Source organism: Polynucleobacter sp. MWH-UH2A (genome assembly GCF_018687195.1).
GTDB lineage: Bacteria > Pseudomonadota > Gammaproteobacteria > Burkholderiales > Burkholderiaceae > Polynucleobacter.
In genome coordinates, this window is sequence record NZ_CP061321.1 from 144849 (window position 1) to 167777 (window position 22929).

The following is a 22929-nucleotide window of genomic DNA, read 5'->3' on the forward strand; positions in this document are numbered from 1 at the left end:
AAATAGAGTGCACCTCAAACGACTGTATATATGAATATTTTTAGTTTATTCAGCTGGTAATTGAATATGTTGCGCAGCAAACTTTAACGCTTCAGGAGAATAAGGTTGATGGTTTAATTTTTGAATGCTCAATGGAAGCGCGGGTATTAGTCCTAAAAATGGCGCATCTATTCGCTCTTGAAGCGTTTTGATGTTTTCACTCAATAAACTCATTTCTTTATTTAAGGTGTTTGCAATCCATCCGGCAATAACAAGCTTGCGCGCGCGGATTGTCTCAGTGGTAAGTAGCGCATGATTGATGCAGCCCAATTTCATGCCCACAACCAAGATAACTGGCAACTGAATTTGCTGAGCAAAATCGCCTAAGTCCTTTTGATCATTTATTGGAACAAGAAAACCGCCTGCCCCCTCGACAACAACGGAGCCACTTTTCTTTTGCAGATCTTTATATGTCTTCAGTATGGTCTCGAGCTCAAGGCGAATGCCTTTCGCTTTTGCAACCAAATGTGGCGCTGCTGGAGTATCTAAGACATAAGGACAGAGACTGAGTTGATCTGACTCCAGGTTTGAGGCAATTCGCAATGTTTCGAGATCTTCATTTAAATGCTGACCCGTGGATGCTGGATAGGTTCCAGCGACTACAGGCTTGAATCCAACGGTTTGTTTACCCAATTCACGTAGCTTGAGAATCAAAGCGCCGCTTACCAAAGTTTTTCCAACTTCAGTATCGGTGCCAGTAATAAAAAAACCAGAAGATGTGTTCATCAATGAGCCTTTTCAATGACTTGTTGCTCAATGGATTGCAGTGTGCTCATGAGTGCGCGCAGATCTTCTTCGCTATGGTTTGCTGAGAAAGTAATGCGCAAGCGTGAGCTACCAATCGGAACGGTAGGTGGCCTGATGGCTGGAATCCAATAGCCTGCTTCATCTAATAACTTTGCGGCCATTAAAGCGTTGGCATTGCTGCCCAAAATGATTGGCTGAATTGGTGTGCAAGAAAGCACTTTCTCCCAGCTAGAGAACTTCATTTCTGATTGCCAAACACTGATCAATTGGTTTAAGTGGTGTCGACGTTTAGCGCCCTCTTCGGACTCAATGATTTTTAAGCTTTGCAGCAAAGCATGCGCAATTGCCGGTGGGGTGGCCGTGCTATAGATATATGGGCGACCCTTCTGGATCAACCATTCGATAAAAGTATTTTCTGCGCAGATGAATGCGCCACTGACCCCAGCTGCTTTACCTAAAGTTCCAATATAGATAATCCGGTCGGAGCAAATTTGCTCTTGCTCTAAAACCCCGTGACCTTGCTTGCCTAAAACCCCAAAGCCATGAGCATCATCTACCAGTAGAAGTGCGTCACATTGCTCAGTAATAGCCAATAATTTTTTTATGGGTGCAAGATCTCCATCCATACTGAAAACAGCATCCGTCACAATGAGTTTGAGTGCTTTGGTGTCTTTTTGTAGATCCTTAAGTAAGAGATCAGGTTGGGTGTGATCGAAGAGTGTGACGCTGGCATTAGTCTGGGCGCTTGCTAAACGAACGCCATCAATTAATGAAGCATGATTGAGCTTGGCAGAATAAATACTGACATCGCCTCGCGGAGCAAGCCTTGCTAGCCCAGTAATGGCAGTGAGGTTGGCAAGATATCCAGTACTAAAAAATAATGCGCGAGCATTGGTAAGATGCTCAGCCTGAAATCCCGCCAACTGTTTTTCTAATAAGTCATGGGCAACACTATGGCCGCTAATTAAATGGGATGCGCCACTACCAACGCCATATTTGCGAGCACCATCTGCAAGAGCTTCGGTGATTGCCGGGTGATTGGCTAGGCCCAGGTAATCATTGCTACAAAAAGCTTTTAGTTCACGATCGCCAACGAATGCTTTGGTATCGCAAGGAGTTTCGGTAACGCGTAATTGACGCTTGAGTAATTGCAAATCCAAGTCCGCGATTTGTTCCTCGGCTAGCGTTAATGCCTTAAATGATGAGATTGGCGACTGACTCATGCAAGCACCTTATCTAAAGCCTTTTTCACCGATTGCCCCATGGCATGAGTCTCTTCTGGGGAAAGAATGTAGGGCGGCATGACATAAATCGTATTTGCAATGGGTCGAATGAGGATGCCTTCAGACAAACTTTGCGCAAACAATTCTCGGGGGAAAGCGTTCGGGTTTTTCAATGACGATAATTTGATATCAAATGCCAATATCATCCCTTGCTGGCGCCAGTGCTCAATGCGTGAGTCAGTCTTTGCCCACTCAAAAGCTGTTGCTAGTGCTTGAGAACGAATTTTATTTTTCTCAAGCACAGTCTCTGATTTAAATATTTCTAAGCAGGCTAGAGCAGCTGCGCAAGCAAGAGGATTTCCAGTGTACGAATGCGAGTGCAGGAAGCCATGTCGAGTTTGATCTTGATAAAACGCTTGGTAAATTTCGTCTGTTGTCATGCACAGTGAAAGTGGGAGATATCCGCCACTGATTCCTTTGGAAAGCGTCAGAAAATCAGGCCAAATCTCAGCATGTTCACAAGCAAAGAATCTACCGCTACGCCCGCATCCTACGGCGATTTCATCGGCAATCATATGTACTTCATATTGATCGCATAAGTCTCTCACTAGACGTAAATATTTCGGTGAATGCATCGCCATCTGACCTGCGCATTGAACTAGTGGCTCAACGATGATTGCAGCAATATTTTCATGTTCTTTAGCAAACAACTCTTTTAGTTTTTGTGCGGCATCATTTGCAACATCTTCAGCGCTCACCCCATTTTTTGCCTTACGTGCGTCAGGTGATGGCGCGGTATAAACATTTTGCAAAAGTGATCCATAGGCCTCACGAAAAATAGCAACATCAGTTACTGCTAATGCGCCAAGTGTCTCTCCGTGATAACCATTTTCAAGACAAACAAATTTTTTCTTGTTTGGTTTCTTATTGTTTTGCCAATAGTGATGACTCATCTTGAGTGCAATCTCAACAGCAGATGCGCCATCCGATGCATAAAAGACATGGCCTAAGTGATGATTGGTGAGGGCGGATAATTTTTCAGAAAGCTCGACGACAGGTTGGTGTGTGAAACCAGCAAGCATTACATGCTCAATTTTTTCGAGTTGCGCATAAATTGCTTGGTTGATGCGAGGGTTGGAGTGCCCAAATAGGTTGGTCCACCAAGAGCTGATGCAATCCAGAAGTGCATTTCCCTGTTCGTCATAAAGCCAAGCCCCTTTCCCTTTGGCGATCGCAATTAGGGGAAAGGATTCATGGTGCTTCATTTGGGTGCAGGGGTGCCATACGGCTGCCAGGCTGCGATCAATCAGGGTGGATTGATTTAGATCAGAAATAACCTTCATATTCGATATTTGACCACTAGTTTTTCCTAATCCCGGCTTCCATCTGTTATGTTTATGCCTGAGATTCACCTACTTTCTGGAATTTACCCATGCTGGACGCGCAAACTGTTGAAAAACCCCTCACTCAGATCAAATCCAAGGCGGATTTGCGAAAGGAGCTTGATGTAGCAGGTGAGTGGACACTAACTCAGGTGGAGTCCTTGTTTGCCCTGCCTTTCAACGAGTTAATGCTTAAAGCCCAGGAGACCCATAAGGCCTACTTTCCTGAGGGTGATGTGGAATTAGCTACTTTGTTGTCAATTAAGACGGGTGGCTGCCCTGAAGACTGTGGATATTGCCCCCAAGCTGCTCGCTATGACACCGACGTCAAAGCCGAAAAGTTAATGGGTTTAGAGGAAGTTTTAGAGGCAGCTAAAGCAGCTAAAGCGGCTGGTTCAAATCGCTTTTGTATGGGTGCGGCGTGGCGCGAGCCTAAAGACCGCGATATTGAAAAAGTGACCGCGATGATTAAAGGTGTCAAAGCATTGGGACTTGAGACTTGCGCCACTTTAGGAATGTTAGAAGCTGATCAAGCACAAGCATTATCAGAAGCAGGCCTTGATTTTTACAATCACAACCTCGATACAAGTGAAGATTTTTATCGTTCTGTCATTTCTACACGTGGATATCAAGATCGTTTAGATACGATTTCAAATGTGCGTTCAGCTGGTATGTCAGTATGTTGTGGTGGCATCGTTGGCATGGGTGAATCACGCGAACAACGCGCTGCATTTTTGACACGCTTAGCGAATTTAAGTCCATATCCAGAATCCGTTCCAATCAATCATTTGGTGCCTGTTGCAGGCACTCCATTAGCAGATCAAAAACCGTTGGATCCATTGGAATTTGTGAGAACGATTGCGGTTGCGCGCATCACAATGCCTAAGGCACGCGTGCGTTTATCAGCAGGTCGCCAAGAGCTCGGTAGGGCTGTTCAGGCGATGTGTTTTTTGGCTGGGGCGAACTCTATTTTTTATGGTGAGCAACTACTCACTACCGGTAATCCCGAGGCGGAACAAGACCGCGCGCTCTTGGCTGAGCTGGGTTTGAAGACAAAGCAAAGCTGCAAAGCAGAGGTTTTGGTCTAGTTATTTTTCTGCCAATGTCGCCCATCGATCGTCTGATTATTGAATTTGATACCGCCTTGCGGTCCGTTGTTGGCGGTGCAAATGCTGGTCGATCAACACCAGATTCTCAATCAACTACAAAACATCCTCTTGATGCTGCTGAGCGTAAGCATGCTGCTGGATTAATGCGCGTAAATCACGTTGGTGAAGTTTGCGCACAAGCGCTTTATCAATCGCAAAAATTAGTTGCACGCGATCCTCAAATCAGAGAAATGCTAGAGCATTCTGCACAAGAAGAAATGGATCATTTAGCGTGGTGTGAAACGCGTCTTAAAGAATTAGATTCACATACAAGTTATCTCAATCCATTTTGGTATGCAGGATCTTTTGCAATAGGCTTGTTAGCTGGTTTAGCTGGTGATAAATGGAGTTTAGGATTTGTTGCTGAAACAGAAAAACAAGTCGAAGCACATCTTGAAAATCATCTTGAAAAATTACCTGCAAAGGATCAGCGCTCGCGAGCAATTGTTGATCAGATGCGCATCGATGAGATTGAGCATGGACAGGCTGCCTTGCATGCTGGCGGAGCAACTCTTCCTGAACCCATTCAGAAAATGATGCAAACAGTCTCCAAGGTGATGACCACCACTGCCTACAAAATCTGATTTGCTTTTTAATTGGATTTAATTTTTAGAATTTTTTTTGATTAATTTATTTAATACTGGACATAAATACAGTAATTTTTAGATTATTAGGCCTTATAGCTAAGATTACGTCTTAAGTATATTTTCTAAGCCATTGTTTCAAGTAGCTATTTTATTGTCATCATTTTATCAACATACGACGCTAAGTGTTTGTAAACATTAGAGAAATTCCTAAAAAAATACCCAAAAACACTTGACCCTATTATGGCGATCCTCTAAAGTGGGAGGAAGTGTGAAAAAGTGGGGTAAATGGTGTTTCAAGGTGCGTCAGCTCTCAATTTGGATGCAAAAGGCCGGATGTCGATCCCGGCAAAGCATCGTGACGCCCTTTTAGTACAAGGCGAGGGGCGCGTTACGCTCACCAAACACCCCGATGGCTGTTTGCTGCTTTTTCCAAGACCAGAATGGGAAAGTTTCCGATCTAGAGTTGCTCAACTTCCGATGGATGCGCATTGGTGGCGTCGTATTTTCTTAGGCAATGCTGCAGAGATTGATCTTGATAGTGCCGGTCGAGTTTTGGTGAGTCCAGAGTTACGTGCTGCAGCGGGAATTGAAAAAGAAGTGATCCTGCTCGGCATGGGTAGTCACTTGGAGTTATGGGATGCAGCAACCTATGCTGCAAAAGAACAGGCGGCGATTGCACAAGGCATGCCTGAAGCACTCAAGCAATTTAATTTTTGATGACGGGGTGCTATGAACATAACTCATCGCCCAGTGTTACTGGCCGAGGCGGTGACGGCGCTGATCAATGGCCCGCTCATTCAAAATCAAAACCCAACAAAAAATATTTTAGTGATCGACGGTACCTTTGGTCGCGGTGGTCACACGCAAGCACTGTTAAAGGAATTGCCAAGCTCAGCGCGCATGATTTCCTTCGACAAAGATTTGGATGCAATAGCAGTGGCGAAGAAGATCAACGATCCTCGTTTGACAATCATTCACGACAGCTTTGCACAGATGGATCAGTATGCGCAAGCAGAGTCAGTCGATGGCATTTTGTTGGATCTCGGTATCAGTTCTCCACAAGTGGACGAAGCACATCGCGGTTTCTCATTTCGTCGAGAAGGCCCGCTCGATATGCGCATGAATACCAATCAAGGTATGACTGCATCAGAGTGGTTAGAGCAAGCTCCACAAGAGGAAATCACGCACGTGATTAAAACTTACGGGGAAGAGCGTTTCGCATTTCAAATCGCCAAAGCTATCGTAGCTAAGCGAGAGCAGGGATTGTCTCCAAAAACCACTACACAGTTAGCAAACTTGGTTGCAAGCGTTGTTCGCACACGCGAAGCGGGGCAAGATCCTGCGACAAGAACTTTTCAGGCATTGCGTATTTTTATTAATCGCGAGCTAGAAGATTTAGAGCTAGGTCTTAAAGCGGCATTAAATTTATTAAAGCCGGGAGCGCGGCTAGCTGTTATCAGCTTTCATTCTTTAGAAGATCGCATTGTTAAGCAGTTTTTACAGTCCCACTCCACAGTTGAAGTGCCACGTGGTTTACCGGTGCGAGAAAAAGACTTGCCACAAAGTGCATTAGAAATTATTGGGCGAGTTAAGCCAAGTGATGCCGAGGTTGCTGAGAATCCTCGTGCGCGTTCAGCGATCATGCGTGTAGCTGAAAAACGCATGGGAGCGGTCGCATGAATCGCGCTACTCTGACATTGCTAGCTTTGTTATTAATCTGCGCTTTATCTCTAGTGGCTGCTCAACAGCGTGCGCGTAAGCTTTTTGTGGCTTTAGAGCGTGCACAAATTGAAGAGCGTAAATTGAGTCAAGAATGGTTGCGCTTGGAATATGAACAGCGCAATCTTTCTAAGTCTGCACGTATTCGTGATGTGGCTCGCAACCAATTGCATATGGTTCCCATTACTCCTGATCGTACTTTGTACTTAAAGGAGGCTAAATGAGGCCGGTTGGGTTTTCTACAACGCCAAATCTCGTTTTGCGCTTGCCAATGTGGCGCTCAAGACTCATGCTATTTCTTTTGTTTCTTGTTTTCATGATGCTTCTGTTAAGAGCATTTTGGATTCAAGGCCCAGGGAATGCATTTTATGAAGCTAAAGGCGTACGTGGTACGCAACGTGAGTTGGAGTTGCCCGCGAGTCGCGGAAAAATTTTGGATCGCAATGGCCAAGTAATTGCTACTAGTCTCGAGGCCAAATCCATCATTGCCTACAACGATACTGTTCCTGAGGATTTACCTTTCGATAAGCTTCAGAAGCTTGCTAGCTTATTGCAATTAAGTAAAACAGACTTACGCAAAAAATTAAAAGAAGATCGTAAGCAAGTCTTCCTTAAGCGTCAGGTAGATCCTGCCGTAGCGCAACAAATTATGCAACTGGAAATTCCGGGAATTGGTTTAAATAACGAATACAAACGTTTCTATCCCGAGGGCGAGGCAATGGCCCATGTGGTTGGCTTTACAAATGTCAACGATAAGGGGCAGGAAGGTATGGAGCTTTCCAGAGAAAAAGATCTGGCTGCTCATCCCGGTCAAAGGCGTGTAGTGGTTGATCGGCTGGGGCGCGTAGTTGAAGATATTGCAATTGAGCAACTACCCCAAAATGGTAAAGATTTGCAACTGTCGATTGATAGCAAAATTCAGTTCTTGGCATACAACGCTGTGAAGAATGCAGTTGAGCAACATCATGCAAAAGCAGGCGGAGCTGTAGTTTTAGATGCGCAAACAGGGGAAATATTAGCGTTAGCAAATTATCCAAGCTATAACCCCAACGATCGCCGAAATTTAAGTGGAGAGCAATTACGTAATCGGGTCTTAACTGATACGTTTGAGCCCGGTTCCACAATAAAACCACTGACTATTGCCATCGCATTAGAAAAGGGTGCGGTCAATCCCAATACTAATATGGTTATTGGTGCTAAGTATCTGGTAGGTCCAAAGCCAATTACTGACACTCACCCGTACGCAAATTTAACGGTTGCTGAGGTTATCCAAAAATCAAGCAATATCGGCACAGCCAAAATTGCCATGAATAACCTTTCTTCAGAAGAGATGTGGGATTTTTATACTGCAGTTGGTTTAGGGCAGTCTCCGAAAATTGGTTTCCCGGGTGCGGTTGCTGGAACTGTGCATCCTTACGCAAAATGGACGCCAACCGATCAAGCGCGTATTGCATTTGGTTATGGCATCTCTGGATCTTTATTTCAGGTGGCGCGTGCCTATACAGTTTTTGCTCGTAATGGTGAGTTAGTCCCATTAACAATTGAACGTAGTCCAGATAACAAGCCCGGCACTCGGGTGTTATCGGCGAAGACGGCAATTGAGATGCGAGAAATGCTGGAGACTGTTACAGAGTCAGGTGGTACTGCTGTTAAAGCTCAGACAGAAGGTTATCGAGTTGGTGGCAAAACAGGAACGGCGCACAAATTGGTGGGCAAAGGTTACGGTAATAAATACCGCGCCTACTTTGCAGGCATTGCGCCTATAAGCGCCCCACGAATTGTGGTTGCCGTCATGATTGATGAGCCAACGGGTGGCAGTCATTATGGTGGAGATGTGGCTGCGCCAGTGTTCTCAACCATTGTTGGCGAAACTCTAAGAACATTAAATGTTCCTCCAGATAACAAAGTGAAGCAAATGGCGCTTGATGATAAGAGCCCCACAGAAGTTCGTCCTGCAAATGTGCAGACTCAACACGCGGTCTTGAAACGATGAGGACCATGTTGAATATAAACCCCGATCATTTGATTGAGTATCTACATTCCCTGGCAAACTCTTTTGCAAAGGTGAGTGCAGACAGTCGTCAAATTCATACTGGCGATATCTTTTTTGCTTATCCAGTAGGCCATGGAAATGCATTGCGAGATGGTCGACAATTTATTGATGCAGCACTTGACAATGGTGCTGCATGTGTTGTGTTTGATCCTGTAGATGCATCAAATCGTTACGCTCGGTATATAGAACATCCGCAATGCCTTGCAGTTGAAAACCTGGCGGCACTTGCTGGGAAGTTTTGCTCAGATTGGTATGACAATCCAAGCAAACAATTGCGCATGATTGGGGTTACCGGAACGAATGGCAAAACCAGCGTAACGCAATGGCTTGCAAAGGCTTTGGACGCGCCGAGTTACCGCACAGCGGTGCTAGGAACTCTGGGGACAGGCTTTCCTGGCGCCTTAGAGAAAACAGGATATACAACTCCAGACGCTCCAAAATTGCAGACGCAATTAAAAGAATTATTGGACGCAGGTGCAAAGCAAGTGGCGATGGAGGTATCGTCCCATGCCTTAGATCAGGATCGTATCGCAGGCACTACATTTGATTGCGCAGTATTTACCAATTTGACGCAAGATCATTTGGATTATCACGGCAGTATGGCTGATTATGCGCAAGCAAAAGCAAAGTTGTTTGCTCAGCAAGGTTTACAGCATGCAGTGATTAATTTGGATGATGCCTTCGGCCGTGAATTAGCCATGAATTTGTTAGCCAAAGATGCGTTGAAAGTATGGGCTTATGCGCTAAATAAAACTGCTTATCAAGGATTTGAAAAGTTTGGAGATCGATTACAGAGAATTCATGCACAAAATAGTTCTTTAGGTCATTTGGGTTATGACTCTACATTTGTCTTGGACGGGGTTGGTCAAGTAGACGTGCATGTTCCATTGCTTGGAGAGTTCAACTTAAGCAACGCACTCGCAGTTTGGACAACATTACTTACGCAAGACTTCAGAATTGACGCAGCAGGTGAGCGCATAAGTCAATTGCAGCCTGTAATTGGGCGAATGGAACTTATTTCATTTAGTAAACATACGAAAGCTGATGGTCTATTGGCGGTTGTAGATTACGCACATACTCCTGATGCTCTCCAAAAGACTTTGACGACATTACGACCTATCGCCGAACAGCGTGGTGGAAAAATTTGGTGTGTATTTGGATGCGGTGGAGATCGGGATATTGGCAAGCGCTCTCAAATGGGTGCAATTGCCCAGCAGTTTGCCGATCAAATTGTCATCACCAGCGATAACCCAAGATCTGAAGACCCTTTGAAGATCATTCAAATGATTCGCCAAGGAATTAAATCTCCTAGCGTGAATGTGCAAGAGATCCCTGATCGCGCAGCTGCCATCATGGCAGCAATTCGTCATGCCGATATTCGCGACATTGTGTTGGTTGCTGGCAAAGGCCATGAAACTACTCAGGAAATTGGTGATAAGCGTTTTGATTTTTCTGATCAGGAACACATTCGGCTTGCAGCGGGGGGTCTGGTCTGATGGCTGCAATGACCACTCTTGCTCAGGTGCACGCGATGCTCCCTGGCAGTCACTTGCTAAATATTTCTGCAAAAGAAGCAGAAATATTAATGCTGTCTAGAGTGGGAACGGATAGTCGACAAATCGATTCTGGCGAGTTATTTATTGCCCTAACGGGTGAGCGCTTTGATGCGCACGATTTCTTGGTTGATGTTGCTAAGTCAGGCGCAGGCGCTGCACTTGTAAGTGATGCTAAAAAATGTCCGGCAACTCTACCGGCTGTATGCGTGCCTGATACCCGCATAGGACTCGGTGAGTTAGCAAAAGCATGGCGCGCAAGCCATGCTATCCCATTAGCCTTAGTAACTGGCAGCAATGGGAAGACCACCGTTAAAGAAATGATCGCTTCAATATTTAAGGCATCAGCTGGTGAGTCGCATACCTTGGTGACAAAAGGCAATCTCAATAATGAGATTGGTTTGCCTCTGACCTTATTAAAGCTTCGCTCTACAGATAAGTTGGCGGTGGTTGAGCTGGGCATGAATCATCCAGGCGAGACTGCTCAGCTAGCCTCAATAGCGCAGGCGAATATTGCTGTAATTAATAACGCGCAACGAGAGCACCAAGAGTTTATGGAGACCGTTGCCGCAGTTGCAGAAGAGCATGCAGATGTTATTCGAGCATTACCAAAAAATGGAATCGCGGTATTTCCGGCTGATTCGGAATTTTCGAGTGTTTGGCAAGCTGCCGCAGCGGGCCGCAAGGTGATTGATTTTGCGTTGACGTCCAACGAGTCAAACTCAGGCTTGGCATTGAGTGGCAATCAACTGGGTAATGGCCGATTGCAGATTAATGTTGGCGCACAATCAATCGAAGTTCAATTAAATACGCTTGGCGCTCACAACCTGCGTAATGCATTAGCAGCAAGCGCTGTGGCATTAGCAGCAGAAATCTCTCTTGAAAAAATTAAGCAAGGACTTGAAGCATTTGCACCAGTCAATGGTCGCATGCAGATTAAATTTTCTGACTCGAAGTACACATTGATTGACGATAGTTACAACGCTAATCCAGATTCGGTCAGGGCCGCAATTGATGCATTAAAGCAGTCGGGTGGTAAAGCATGGCTTGTTTTAGGTGATATGGGTGAAGTGGGCAATCAAGGCCCTGAATTTCACCGAGAAGTTGGTGCTTATGCCGCGGAACAAGGAATTACCAAGTTGTTTGCCTTAGGTGAGCAGTGCGTATCTGCTGTAAATGGTTTTGACTCAACAAAAACGGCTGCAGGTTCAAGTGCTAGCCATTTCACAAGCGTTGAGAATTTGATTGCGAAGCTGAATGAAGAATTACGTTCGCATTTGGCTGACGGTAATCAGCATTTAAATATTTTGGTTAAAGGTTCACGATTTATGCGCATGGAGCGTGTAGTGCAAGCCTTATTAGAGGAGGCTAAAACATGCTCTTAATGTTGGCGCAGTGGTTACAAGAGGACTTTGGATTTTTCCGCGTCTTCAACTACATTACCTTTAGAGCTGTCATGGCTACCGTGACAGCTTTATTGATTGGCTTGGCTGCTGGACCTTGGGTAATTCGTAAGTTAGCTGAACTCAAAATGGGGCAAGCGGTACGCACCGATGGACCTCAAACGCACTTAATTAAATCTGGCACACCCACTATGGGCGGCGTGTTAATTCTGATCGGCATATTTGTTTCCTGCATGCTTTGGGCGGACTTAAGTAATCGTTTTATTTGGATTGTGATGATTGTGACTTTTGGTTTCGGCGCAATAGGCTGGGTAGACGACTACCGAAAAGTAGCGCGTAAAGATCCCAAAGGTATGGCCTCTCGTGAGAAATTCTTTTGGCAAACCTTGATTGGCTTATTTGCCGCTATTTATCTGGCGTTTTCAGTATCCGAGGTAAACAACCTCAAGGTATTGCAATTGTTTTATGAATGGCTCAAGAGTGGTTTTGCTTTGGATTTACCGGCAAAGACCAATTTACTAATCCCATTTATGAAAGAGGTCAGTTATCCACTGGGAATGATGGGCTTCATTATTTTGAGCTACTTGGTGATTGTGGGTAGTAGCAATGCAGTCAACTTAACGGATGGTCTAGATGGATTGGTGATTATGCCGGTGATATTGGTTGGCGCGGCGCTAGGTGCTTTTGCATATGTGATGGGTAATGCCATTTATGCGAAATATCTTCTATTTCCTTACATTCCCGGCGCCGGTGAGCTCATGATCTTCTGCGGAGCTATGGGTGGCGCTGGCCTTGCTTTTCTTTGGTACAACACGCACCCAGCCCAAGTATTTATGGGCGATGTGGGTGCCTTAGCTTTAGGTGGTGCGCTCGGAACGATCGCAGTGATTGTTCGCCAAGAGATTGTTTTGTTCGTGATGGGCGGAATTTTTGTAGCGGAAACACTTTCAGTAATGCTGCAAGTGTTTTGGTTCAAGCTCACTAAAAAGCATTTTGGTGAAGGGCGCCGTATTTTCCGCATGGCTCCTTTGCACCATCACTTTGAATTGGGTGGATGGAAAGAAACGCAAGTAGTTGTGCGCTTTTGGATCATTACGATTCTGTTGGTGCTAATTGGTTTATCCAGTTTGAAATTACGGTGAGCCATATCAATATATGTTGAATTTAGTTAACGTCTTCGCAAATCCCGCTGCAGTAGCAGATTCAGGCTACGAGGCGCCACATCGCTTTCTGATTTTGGGATTGGGCGAGTCTGGCGTGGCGATGGCGAAATGGTGTTTGCGAAACGGTGCATTTGTAAGGCTTGCAGATACCCGCGAACGCACGAATTTGTCAGAGCATCAATTGGCTTGGCTTGCAGAGCTAGAGTTCGCAGGTTTGAAAGAGGCTTGCTTTGGCCCATTGGGCGATGACTTACTCAATGACATTGACGTTATTGGCATTAGTCCTGGTCTTTCTCCACTACAAGAGCCAACAGAATCATTTTTAGTAAAAGCTCGTAAGGTTAGGGTTGATGTTTGGAGTGAAATTGAATTTTTTGCTCGTGCAATTTCTGCAATGGAACATATTGCGCTTGAAAAACAGTCTAGTTATGCAACATCAGTGCTTGCTATTACTGGCACAAATGGTAAGACCACAACAACTGCTTTGACGGGTCAGTTATGCGAGCGCGCTGGTAAGAAAGTAGCCGTTGCTGGAAATATCAGCCCAGCAGCGCTTGATAAGTTAATGGCTTGCTTGGATGCTGCTGATCAAATTGAAGATATGCCTGATGTTTGGGTGTTAGAGCTTTCTAGTTTCCAGTTGGTTTACACCGATTCGCTTAATGCGACAGCCGCCACCGTTTTAAATATCACTCAAGACCATTTAGATTGGCATGGAGATATGTCTTCTTATGCGCAAGCTAAAGGCAAGATATTCGGTAGTAATACGATTTGTGTTTTAAATCGAGATGATTCCCTAGTAATGAACCTTCTCACTGATGAGCAAAAATCAGAGAGAGCTATCGTGACCTTTGGTTCCAATAGTCCCGATGAGCAGGGTGCTTTCGGCATTGAGCATGATTTACGTGCTGGTGGAATTGATTGGTTGGTTTGGGCTGAGGTAGATGAGGATATTGAGCCACAGCCAAAACGTCGCCGTAAGTCTACTGTCGTTGAAGAAGAACCCTTACGTATGAAGCGTTTGATTCCGGCAGATGCATTGCGTATACGTGGTCGCCACAATGCGTTAAATGCTTTGGCTGCGCTTGCCTTGGCGCGCGCAGCCAATTTGCCCTTAAATGTTTTGTTGCATGGTTTACGTGATTACCATGGTGAACCTCACCGTGTTCAAAGTATTGCAGTAGTAAACGACGTCGAATATGTTGATGACAGCAAGGGAACAAATGTTGGCGCAACAGTAGCTGCTCTGAATGGCTTGGGTAGCAATGAGGCTGGCAAGCGAATCTGGTTAATTGCTGGAGGTGATGGCAAGGGGCAGGACTTTAGCCCTCTACGCGAACCAGCACTCCGATTTGTTAAAGGGGTTTTCCTGATTGGCAATGATGGTGAAAAAATTGCCCAAGCAATTGGTAGTGATGTTCCTTGCGTTATCAGTGGAAATTTATCTACTGCTGTAAGTGCTGCTGCAGCTCAAGCCGTATCTGGTGATTTAGTGCTTCTTTCTCCAGCATGTGCAAGCTTCGATCAGTTCCGAGATTATGTTGAGCGCGCTCAGGTTTTTGTCTCGGAAGTAGAAGAGCTGGGAATGCGTTTTGAAGGAGCTCAGGCATGAGCTTAAAAGAAAAATTATTTCCTCAAAACCGCCTTGGTTTGGATCGCTTCTGGAATTTTTCTAGAGGTGGTATTGATAATTTCCGTACAGGTTTGCGTGATGCGGTTTCTGGAGTTGAGCAAACACGTTCACGCATGATGGAATACGACCAATTGCTGGTTTGGGCTGTTTTATCGCTCATGCTGATTGGCCTAGTCATGGTTTATTCAGCTTCGATTACCTTGGCTGACGGGCCTAAGTATGCGAACTACAGTAGTAACTTCTTTCTAATTCGTCACTTGATTTCTCTGGCAATTGCAATTGGGGTCGGTATTTGGGCATTCAAGATTCCCAGTAAAGTATGGGATCGTTATTCCCCAGTCATTTTTGGTTTTACAGTGATCTTGCTGATTGCTGTGTTGATTCCGGGTATCGGTAAAGGCGTTAATGGGGCTAAGCGCTGGATCCCATTAGGTGTAATGAATTTTCAGCCTTCAGAGTTAATGAAATTCGCTGCGGTTATTTTTGCCGCAAGCTACACAGTGCAACGTCAAGAATATCTACATTCCTTTTCGAAAGGAATGTTGCCTATGGGTATTGCTGTTGCCCTTGTTGGTGGCCTCTTGATGAAAGAGCCGGACATGGGTGCTTTTGTAGTAGTAGCGTTGATTGCATTTGGTATTTTGTTCTTGGGTGGAATCAATGCCAAATTATTTGGTGGCTTGATTGTGGTTGGTTTGCTTAGTGGGGCTGCCATGATTGCGCTCTCGCCATTTAGACGTGGTCGTATGCTGGCCTTTATGGACCCTTGGCAGGTGGATAACGCTGCAAACAAGGGCTACCAGTTAACACACTCGTTAATGGCATTCGGGAGAGGTGAATGGTTTGGGACCGGGCTGGGCGGTAGCGTTGAAAAGCTGCATTACTTACCTGAAGCGCATACCGACTTCATCATGGCCGTAATTGGTGAAGAACTGGGTTTTGTTGGCGTCGTTGTCATGATCTTCTTGTTTTATTGGATTGTGCGCCGTGCTTTCATGATTGGCCGTACCGCTTTGCAATTGGATCGAAGTTTTGCAGGCTTAGCCGCTAAGGGTGTAGCTATTTGGGTTGGTTGGCAAGCATTTATCAATATGGGCGTGAACTTAGGTTTACTGCCAACAAAAGGTCTGACATTGCCATTGGTAAGTTATGGTGGCTCCGGCATTTTGATGAATGCAGTTGCAATAGCAATGCTATTGCGTATTGATTATGAGAATCGCATTTTGATGCGCGGAGGGAAACTGTGACAAGACCCTCAATATTAGTGATGGCTGGTGGTACTGGTGGGCATATCTTCCCAGGATTGGCTGTCGCCGAGTATTTGCGGATTTGTGGTTGGAATGTTTCATGGCTAGGTAATCAAAAAGGCATGGAATATCGCTTGGTTCAGTCTTGCGATTTTCCTTTTGAAGCAGTGGAGTTTGGTGGTTTGCGTGGTAAGGGCTTAAAAGCCAAGTTGATGCTTCCAATCAATTTGGCGCGCGCCTGTTATCAAAGTTGGAACATTATGCGTCGTCTCAAACCCAGTGTTGTATTGGGTATGGGCGGATACATTACATTCCCGGGCGGTCTAGTGAGTAAGCTTTTGAAGCGCCCATTGGTGTTACATGAATCCAATTCTGTAGCGGGTAGTGCAAATCGTGCGTTAGCCAAAGTTGCCATGCGCACCCTAACTGGTTTTCCGAATACGATGGACAAAGCAGAGTGGGTTGGCAATCCTATTCGGCAAGAGTTTGACAATATGCCGGCACCTGCTTTGCGCTATGAACAGCGTCAAGGCCCGCTTTCAATCTTGGTTGTTGGCGGCAGTCTAGGTGCTGCTGCACTCAATAAAAATATTCCTGCTGCATTAGCTTTGATTTCCAAAGAGACTCGCCCTAAGGTGATTCATCAGGCGGGCGATAAACATCTGGCGGATTTGCAGGCCCGATATGCAGAGTGCGGGGTTGAGGCAGACATTCGTCCCTTTATCGACGATATGCCAAATGCCTATGCTCAGGCTGATTTGGTTATTTGTCGCTCTGGTGCAATGACCGTCTCTGAATTAGCAGCTTGTGGCGTGGCTTCTTGTTTGATTCCATTTCCGCATGCAATTGATGATCATCAAACTGCAAACGCACGTTTTTTATCAGACGCCAATGCAGCTGTTCTATTGCCACAAAAACAATTAAACCCTCAGGATCTAGCTGCAATGATTCAAAGCTTTCAACGTGAGGATCTCAAGCAGATGGCGGTTCGCGCTCATGCTTTGGCTAAGCCACATGCAACTCAGCGTGTTGCTGAAGTGTGCGCTGATTGTGCGGGAGTAGGTATATGAAACACATCGTTCAGCAAATTCACTTTATCGGAATTGGTGGTGCCGGCATGAGTGGCATCGCTGAGGTGCTACTCAATCTTGGATATCAAGTCTCAGGCTCTGATTTAGCAGAAAGCGCAACGACAAAACGTTTGAGAGAGTTAGGCGCAGTTATTCAGATTGGCCATGATCCAAAGAATGTAGGCACTGCGGAGGCGGTTGTCATTTCAACTGCAGTAGCAGGCAATAACCCAGAAGTATTGGCTGCGAGAGCCGCCAAGATTCCGGTGATTCAACGTGCTGTGATGTTGGGCGAGCTAATGCGCTTAAAACAAGGTATTGCGATCGCTGGCACTCACGGAAAAACGACCACCACGAGCTTAGTTGCTTCTGTATTAGCAGAAGGTGGTTTGGACCCCACATTTGTGATTGGCGGAAAATTAAATTCTGCTGGAGCAAATGCGCGTTTGGGTCAAGGCGACTTTATTGTGGTTGAGGCCGATGAATCAGATGCATCTTTCTTGCAACTATTCCCAGCTATGGAAGTAGTAACCAATATCGATGCTGATCATATGGATACCTACCAGCACGATATGGCGAGGTTGAAACAAGCTTTTGTGCAGTTTATTCAGCGGATGCCATTCTATGGTGTAGCTGTTTTGTGCATTGATGATGCGAGTGTGCGCGACATCATCCCGTTTGTTTCGCAACCCGTATTACGCTATGGTTTATCTGAAGATGCTGACATTCGTGCAAGCAATGTTCGTGCTGATGACACTCGAATGCACTTCACAGTAGAGCGCCGTACTGTCCGCCGTCATGGTAACAAGCCAGGACCACTCAATGTAACCTTGAATCTCCCGGGATTGCATAACGTTCGCAATGCTTTGGCTGCAATTGGTATTGCAACCGAGTTAGGTGTTGGCGATGAAGCTATTACAAAAGCCTTATCTGAGTTCGGTGGCGTTGGTCGTCGATTCCAAAGACATGGTGATGTTTCCTTAGTGTCCGGCGGTAGCTTCACATTGATTGATGATTACGGCCATCACCCAGTAGAAATGGCTGCAACATTGGCTGCGGCACGTGGAGCATACCCAAATCGCCGATTGGTATTGGCGTTTCAGCCACATCGATTTACTAGAACGCGCGACTGCTTTGGTGAGTTTGTTCAGGTGCTCAAAAATTTTGATGCTTTGGTATTGACTGAGGTATATCCCGCTGGCGAAGCAAAAATTCCGGGCGCAGATGGCAAGAGTTTGATGAAAGCCGCCCTGGCTGAAGATAAAGCTACCAAATCTCTTCTGCAATCTGGTGCAGTGGTGTTTGCATCCAGCGTTACCGAGATGCCAGAAAAACTGAATCAGATATTAAAAGATGGAGATGTATTGATTACGATGGGCGCTGGTTCAATATCAGCCTTGCCACACACCTTAGTGGAGGCAAAGCATGTCTAAGAGCAGTCTTGGTTTGTGGGGCGATCGCGTAAAGGCGGAAATTGCCAATCTCGATGTCAAGTCTCTTGGTCGGGTCGGGGTTTTGCTTGGTGGTCGCTCAGGTGAGCGCGAAATTTCTCTGATGTCGGGTAATGGGGTATTGCAAGCCCTTATCTCTAAAGGCGTTAATGCTTATGCATTCGATACCGGATTGCGTAATCCCACTGAATTAGCAAACGAGAAATTTGATCGGATCTTTATTTCTTTGCATGGTCGTTACGGTGAAGACGGCACGATCCAGGGCTTATTGGAATTGCTTGAACTGCCGTATACCGGTAGTGGAGTGTTAGCCTCTGCCTTAGCAATCGACAAGATAGCCACTAAGCAGATCTGGATTAGTAATGGCTTATCTACGCCAGAGTTCGAAGAATTAACTGCTAATAGCGACTGGAATGCAGTTGCAAAGCATCTGGGCTTGCCTTTAATCGTGAAGCCTGCTCACGAGGGGTCTTCCCTAGGTCTATCTAAAGTGAAGTCAGCGGAAGAGCTTCCTGCCGCTTATGCATTGGCTGCGAGTTTAGATACCAAAGTGGTTGCCGAGACTTGCATTGTCGGTGATGAGCTCACTTGTCCATTAGTTGGCCAAGGTGATAGCGCGGAAGCATTGCCAGTCATCAAGATTATTCCACCGCAAGCCAATTACGACTTTCATAACAAGTATTTTTCCGATGAGACCCAATACTTGTGCCCAACAGGACTTCCGGCTGACGTGAATGAAAGCGTTCAAGAGCTTGCTCTTGCTGCATACAAGGCTTTGGGATGTCGTACTTGGGGTCGAGCTGACGTGATGTTGGATCAAAAAACTGGCAAACCTTATTTGCTAGAAATGAATACCTCTCCAGGTATGACCTCACATTCTTTAGTGCCAATGGCTGCAAAGGCTGCAGGCGTTGAGTATGCCGATTTAGTGCTGTGGTTACTGCTTCAGACAATGAAGCAAAAGAGGTTTCTATCGCATGAGTAATTTCATGGATCGGTTCGGCGAAATTTTCGCCATGTTGATGTCTCCGATCTGGAATCATCCAGATCGGATGAGGAGGCTGAGCCGTTTCTTTATGAAGTGCTTTTTAGTAATGATGGTGATTGCTTTGTTGGTGTGGTTGGGTCAGCGTCCTGTATTTACTTTAAGGCGGATTCAGATTGAGCCAGTAACTGGCCAATCTTTAAAGCATATCAATAAGTCTATGGTGAAACGTCAAGTTGCCGAAACTGTGCAAGGCAATTTCTTTAGTGTTCGTTTGGAAGATGTGAAGCGTGGGTTTGAGAGCATGCCTTGGGTACGTCATGCCAATGTTCGTCGAGTATGGCCAAACGGATTAATTGTGAGCATTGAAGAGCAGCAAGCTTTTGGTACATGGGGTGGCCCTGAAAGTAGCATTCTGATCAATAAGTATGGTGAGTTATTTGCAGGTCGGGTTTCAGAGGTTGCTGATGGGGCGCGGCTAATTGATTTTCATGGGCCAGAAGATGCTGGCAAAGAAGTGACGAGTTTATATGAGAGGGCGAATAACTGGTTTAAGCCTTGGGGTGCTGAAGTAGTGAGTTTGGCATTAACCGAGCGTTATGCCTGGCACATCAAACTCTCGAACGGTATGAAAGTTGAATTTGGTCGTGATGAAGAAAGCTCAGATAAAAATCTAACGGAAGAACGCGTCTCTCGTTTGCTCAAATATTGGCCACAAGTGCAGGAAAAGTGGGTAAATCGAATTGATGCGGTGGATTTGCGTTACGCAAATGGTTTTGCAGTTCACCTTGCCTCTGTAAGTTTGAAAAAGAACGATGTTGATGCGAAGAAAAGTGAGCTGAAGTAATGGGGGCAATGAAGGTAATGAAGGATTTGGAATGAGTAAAGACAATCGCGATTTATTGGTTGGTTTAGATATTGGAACCTCTAAGGTGGTTGCCTTGGTTGCTGAATTAGCGCCTGATGGTCAATTTAACGTTGTAGGTGTTGGTCAAACAGCTTCAAAAGGGTTGAAGAAGGGTGTTGTTGTCAATATTGAAGCAACTGTCCAGTCTATTCAGAAGGCTTTAGAAGAGGCGGAGATCATGGCTGATCGCCAGATCGTGCAAGTCTTTACAGGAATTGCTGGTAATCACATTGTGAGCTTTAACTCTAGCGGCATGGTTGCTATTCGCGATAAAGAGGTTAGCGCGGGCGATGTGGAGCGTGTGCTTGAAACTGCTAAAGCAATCAATATTCCAACGGATCAACAGATTCTGCATATTCTTGTTCAAGAATTCATTATTGATGGCCAAGAAGATGTTCGCGAGCCAATTGGTATGAGTGGTTTACGACTCGAAGTGAAGGTGCATATTGTTACTGGTGCAGTAAGTGCTGCTCAAAATATTGTGAAGTGCGTACGCCGTTGTGGATTAGAGGTAAACGATCTAATTCTGCAACCCTTAGCATCAAGTCTAGCCGTGCTGACTGAAGATGAAAAAGAGCTTGGCGCTGTATTGGTTGATATCGGTGGGGGCACAACGGATATTGCGATTTATTGCCAAGGATCGATTCGCCACACGGCAGTAATCCCCATTGCAGGTGATCAGATCACTAATGACATTGCAATGGCATTACGTACTCCAACCATTGATGCTGAAGATTTAAAAATCGCGCATGGCATTGCCCGTCAAGAGATGGCTGATCCAGCGGCGATGATCGATGTGCCAGGCGTAGGTGATCGTGATCCTCGCCCAATGTCCAAACAAGCTTTGGCGGCAGTCATTGAGCCCCGCGTGGAAGAGTTATTTACTTTGGTAAGAGGTGTTGTGCGTGACTCTGGGTATGAAGATATGGTTTCTTCAGGAATCGTGCTTACCGGTGGCACAGCGTTAATGCCGGGCATGGTTGAGTTAGCTGAGCAGGTGTTCTTAAGACCTGCCCGCATCGGCACGCCTGAATACCGTGGTCATTTACATGAAGTCTTACGTAGCCCACGTTTTGCTACAAGCATCGGTTTGTTGATGGAAGGCCAAGCTCAAGTATTGCGTGGCCGTCGGGTATCTCAATCAGGCGCGTTGCAAGGAGTGATCGCGCGCATGAAGGAATGGTTTGCAGGAAATTTTTAAGTTGTTTTTCGTCGTCGTCAATGTAGTACGTTTTTTACCTAGGAGGGTATATGGAATTTGAAATGTTAGATCAAGAAGTTGCTGGCAAAACCATTATTAAAGTGGTTGGCGTTGGCGGGGCTGGTGGTAATGCAGTCCAACACATGATCCGTCGCGGAGTTAACGGCGTAGAGTTCATTTGCATGAACACCGATGCTGGCGCTTTACAGCGTTCAGAGGCATCTGTGAATTTGCAACTGGGCTCTAGCGGATTAGGCGCTGGCGCAAAACCAGAAATTGGCGCTGCTTCCGCTGAAGAAGCCCGTGCTCGTATTGCAGATGTATTGCAAGGCGCACACATGGTATTCATTACTGCCGGCATGGGTGGTGGTACAGGTACTGGCGCCGCTCCTATCGTTGCTCAAGTGGCAAAAGAGATGGGCATTTTGACTGTTGGCGTAATTAGTAAGCCATTTGATTTTGAGGGTGTAAAGCGTTTGAAAGTTGCAGAAAACGGCGCTACCGAACTCGAGTCTTATGTGGATTCATTAATTGTTGTGCTCAATGAAAAACTATTTGAAGTAATGGGTGAAGATGCTGAGTTTGATAAGGCCTTCGCTTGTGCTGACGATGTTTTGCATAACGCGGTTTCTGGTATTGCTGAAATCATCAACGTTCAAGGTTTAATTAACGTGGACTTTGAAGATGTGAAGACTGTCATGGGCGAGCAAGGCAAGGCTATGATGGGAACTGCAACAGTTTCTGGTATGGATCGTGCCCGTTTAGCTGCCGAGGCTGCGGTTGCTTCACCATTGCTAGAAGGTGTGGATTTGTCTGGCGCGCGTGGCGTATTGGTAAATATTACTGCCAGCCGTTCATTGAAGTTGTCTGAAACTCGTGAAGTCATGGCTGCGATTCGTGGTTATGCCGCTGATGATGCAACCGTGATCTTCGGAACGGTATATGACGATAGCCTCGGCGATGCTTTGCGTGTAACTGTAGTTGCAACAGGTTTAAATAATCCACAAGCTCGTCAAAGCAATCAGCCAGAAGTAGTTTGGAGACAAGCAACTGGTACGCACGATGCGATTCCAACTATGGCAGACCTCAATAGTTTTGCGCCTGCAAGTGCTTCCGCTGCAATGAGCAAAGTCAGCTTAGATTCTGCGCTAAGTACTAGCGCTGGAATGGCGATGACGGGTTCTGCTGGTGCTCCAGCAATGGCGTCACAGCCAACAACGAGTAGTGCGGTTGATTACAGTCAATACGATTTGCCACGGGTTTTTCGTAGCTCTCGTGAAGCGACTCCTGCGCCGACATTAGGTGCAGACAGTTCTCCGCAAGCGAAGACCTTATTGGACAAGGGGGCTGATTACTATGAAATCCCTGCGTTTTTGCGTAAGCAAGCAGATTAATTGACTGCTCAATACAATAGGTAA

The 22929-nt window shown here is 45.8% G+C and carries 20 protein-coding genes; 17 read left to right on the top strand and 3 right to left on the bottom strand.

Annotated elements, in window-relative coordinates; all coding sequences use genetic code 11:
- Positions 1-45 precede the first annotated feature (45 nt).
- Genes bioD through bioA form a run of 3 tightly spaced genes read right to left on the bottom strand, consistent with a single transcriptional unit; the run spans position 46 to position 3352 of the window.
- The gene (gene bioD, locus IC571_RS00830; protein WP_215316822.1) at positions 46-765 is read right to left on the bottom strand and encodes a dethiobiotin synthase; all 720 of its coding nucleotides are present in this window, start codon (positions 763-765) and stop codon (positions 46-48) included.
- Positions 765-2009 (bottom strand): 8-amino-7-oxononanoate synthase, encoded by a 1245-nt coding sequence (locus IC571_RS00835; RefSeq protein ID WP_215316824.1) that lies wholly within the window; start codon positions 2007-2009, stop codon positions 765-767. Before IC571_RS00835 ends, bioD begins: the two co-directional genes overlap by 1 nt.
- Positions 2006-3352: an adenosylmethionine--8-amino-7-oxononanoate transaminase gene (bioA, locus tag IC571_RS00840; RefSeq protein WP_215316826.1), complete on the bottom strand. Its 1347-nt coding sequence runs from the start codon at positions 3350-3352 to the stop codon at positions 2006-2008. Before bioA ends, IC571_RS00835 begins: the two co-directional genes overlap by 4 nt.
- 89 nt (positions 3353-3441) lie before the next feature.
- On the opposite strand from bioA, the gene bioB reads away from it, so the two are divergent.
- From bioB to ftsZ, 17 genes are all read left to right on the top strand, one after another.
- Positions 3442-4479, top strand: coding sequence for a biotin synthase BioB (bioB, locus tag IC571_RS00845; RefSeq protein WP_215316828.1), 1038 nt, complete (start codon positions 3442-3444; stop codon positions 4477-4479).
- Positions 4480-4493: 14 nt separating this feature from the next.
- Positions 4494-5123, top strand: a complete 630-nt coding sequence (gene coq7, locus IC571_RS00850) for a 2-polyprenyl-3-methyl-6-methoxy-1,4-benzoquinone monooxygenase (protein ID WP_215316830.1) — start codon at positions 4494-4496, stop codon at positions 5121-5123.
- 291 nt (positions 5124-5414) lie between these two features.
- Positions 5415-5843, top strand: coding sequence for a division/cell wall cluster transcriptional repressor MraZ (gene mraZ, locus IC571_RS00855; RefSeq protein WP_173956651.1), 429 nt, complete (start codon positions 5415-5417; stop codon positions 5841-5843).
- A 12-nt stretch (positions 5844-5855) separates the two neighbouring features.
- Entirely contained in the window at positions 5856-6806 is a 951-nt protein-coding gene (gene rsmH / locus IC571_RS00860; protein WP_215316832.1) for a 16S rRNA (cytosine(1402)-N(4))-methyltransferase RsmH, read from the top strand.
- A complete protein-coding gene (ftsL, locus tag IC571_RS00865; RefSeq protein WP_215316834.1) occupies positions 6803-7069 on the top strand; it encodes a cell division protein FtsL in 267 nt (88 codons plus the stop codon). Before rsmH ends, ftsL begins: the two co-directional genes overlap by 4 nt.
- A complete protein-coding gene (locus IC571_RS00870; protein WP_215316836.1) occupies positions 7066-8838 on the top strand; it encodes a penicillin-binding protein 2 in 1773 nt (590 codons plus the stop codon). The genes ftsL and IC571_RS00870 overlap by 4 nt, the downstream gene beginning before the upstream one ends.
- 5 nt (positions 8839-8843) lie before the next feature.
- Positions 8844-10394: a UDP-N-acetylmuramoyl-L-alanyl-D-glutamate--2,6-diaminopimelate ligase gene (locus IC571_RS00875; RefSeq protein WP_251373447.1), complete on the top strand. Its 1551-nt coding sequence runs from the start codon at positions 8844-8846 to the stop codon at positions 10392-10394.
- Positions 10394-11836, top strand: coding sequence for a UDP-N-acetylmuramoyl-tripeptide--D-alanyl-D-alanine ligase (gene murF / locus IC571_RS00880; protein ID WP_215316840.1), 1443 nt, complete (start codon positions 10394-10396; stop codon positions 11834-11836). The genes IC571_RS00875 and murF overlap by 1 nt, the downstream gene beginning before the upstream one ends.
- Positions 11827-12996, top strand: a complete 1170-nt coding sequence (gene mraY / locus IC571_RS00885; protein WP_215316842.1) for a phospho-N-acetylmuramoyl-pentapeptide-transferase — start codon at positions 11827-11829, stop codon at positions 12994-12996. Before murF ends, mraY begins: the two co-directional genes overlap by 10 nt.
- 13 nt (positions 12997-13009) lie before the next feature.
- The gene (gene murD, locus IC571_RS00890; protein WP_215316843.1) at positions 13010-14629 is read left to right on the top strand and encodes a UDP-N-acetylmuramoyl-L-alanine--D-glutamate ligase; all 1620 of its coding nucleotides are present in this window, start codon (positions 13010-13012) and stop codon (positions 14627-14629) included.
- Positions 14626-15897 (top strand): putative lipid II flippase FtsW, encoded by a 1272-nt coding sequence (gene ftsW / locus IC571_RS00895; protein ID WP_215316845.1) that lies wholly within the window; start codon positions 14626-14628, stop codon positions 15895-15897. Before murD ends, ftsW begins: the two co-directional genes overlap by 4 nt.
- Positions 15894-16967 carry an undecaprenyldiphospho-muramoylpentapeptide beta-N-acetylglucosaminyltransferase gene (gene murG / locus IC571_RS00900; protein WP_215316847.1) on the top strand — a complete coding sequence of 358 codons (1074 nt, stop codon included), beginning with the start codon at positions 15894-15896 and terminating at the stop codon, positions 16965-16967. The genes ftsW and murG overlap by 4 nt, the downstream gene beginning before the upstream one ends.
- Complete coding sequence (gene murC / locus IC571_RS00905; protein ID WP_215316849.1) at positions 16964-18400, top strand: UDP-N-acetylmuramate--L-alanine ligase; 1437 nt, start codon at positions 16964-16966, stop codon at positions 18398-18400. The genes murG and murC overlap by 4 nt, the downstream gene beginning before the upstream one ends.
- Positions 18393-19403, top strand: coding sequence for a D-alanine--D-alanine ligase (locus IC571_RS00910; RefSeq protein ID WP_215316851.1), 1011 nt, complete (start codon positions 18393-18395; stop codon positions 19401-19403). Before murC ends, IC571_RS00910 begins: the two co-directional genes overlap by 8 nt.
- Positions 19396-20250 (top strand): cell division protein FtsQ/DivIB, encoded by an 855-nt coding sequence (locus tag IC571_RS00915; protein ID WP_215316853.1) that lies wholly within the window; start codon positions 19396-19398, stop codon positions 20248-20250. The genes IC571_RS00910 and IC571_RS00915 overlap by 8 nt, the downstream gene beginning before the upstream one ends.
- A 31-nt stretch (positions 20251-20281) precedes the next feature.
- On the top strand, positions 20282-21511 hold the full coding sequence (gene ftsA, locus IC571_RS00920; RefSeq protein WP_215316855.1) for a cell division protein FtsA: 1230 nt from the start codon (positions 20282-20284) through the stop codon (positions 21509-21511).
- Positions 21512-21561: 50 nt separating this feature from the next.
- Positions 21562-22905, top strand: coding sequence for a cell division protein FtsZ (ftsZ, locus tag IC571_RS00925; protein WP_215316856.1), 1344 nt, complete (start codon positions 21562-21564; stop codon positions 22903-22905).
- Positions 22906-22929 lie beyond the last annotated feature (24 nt).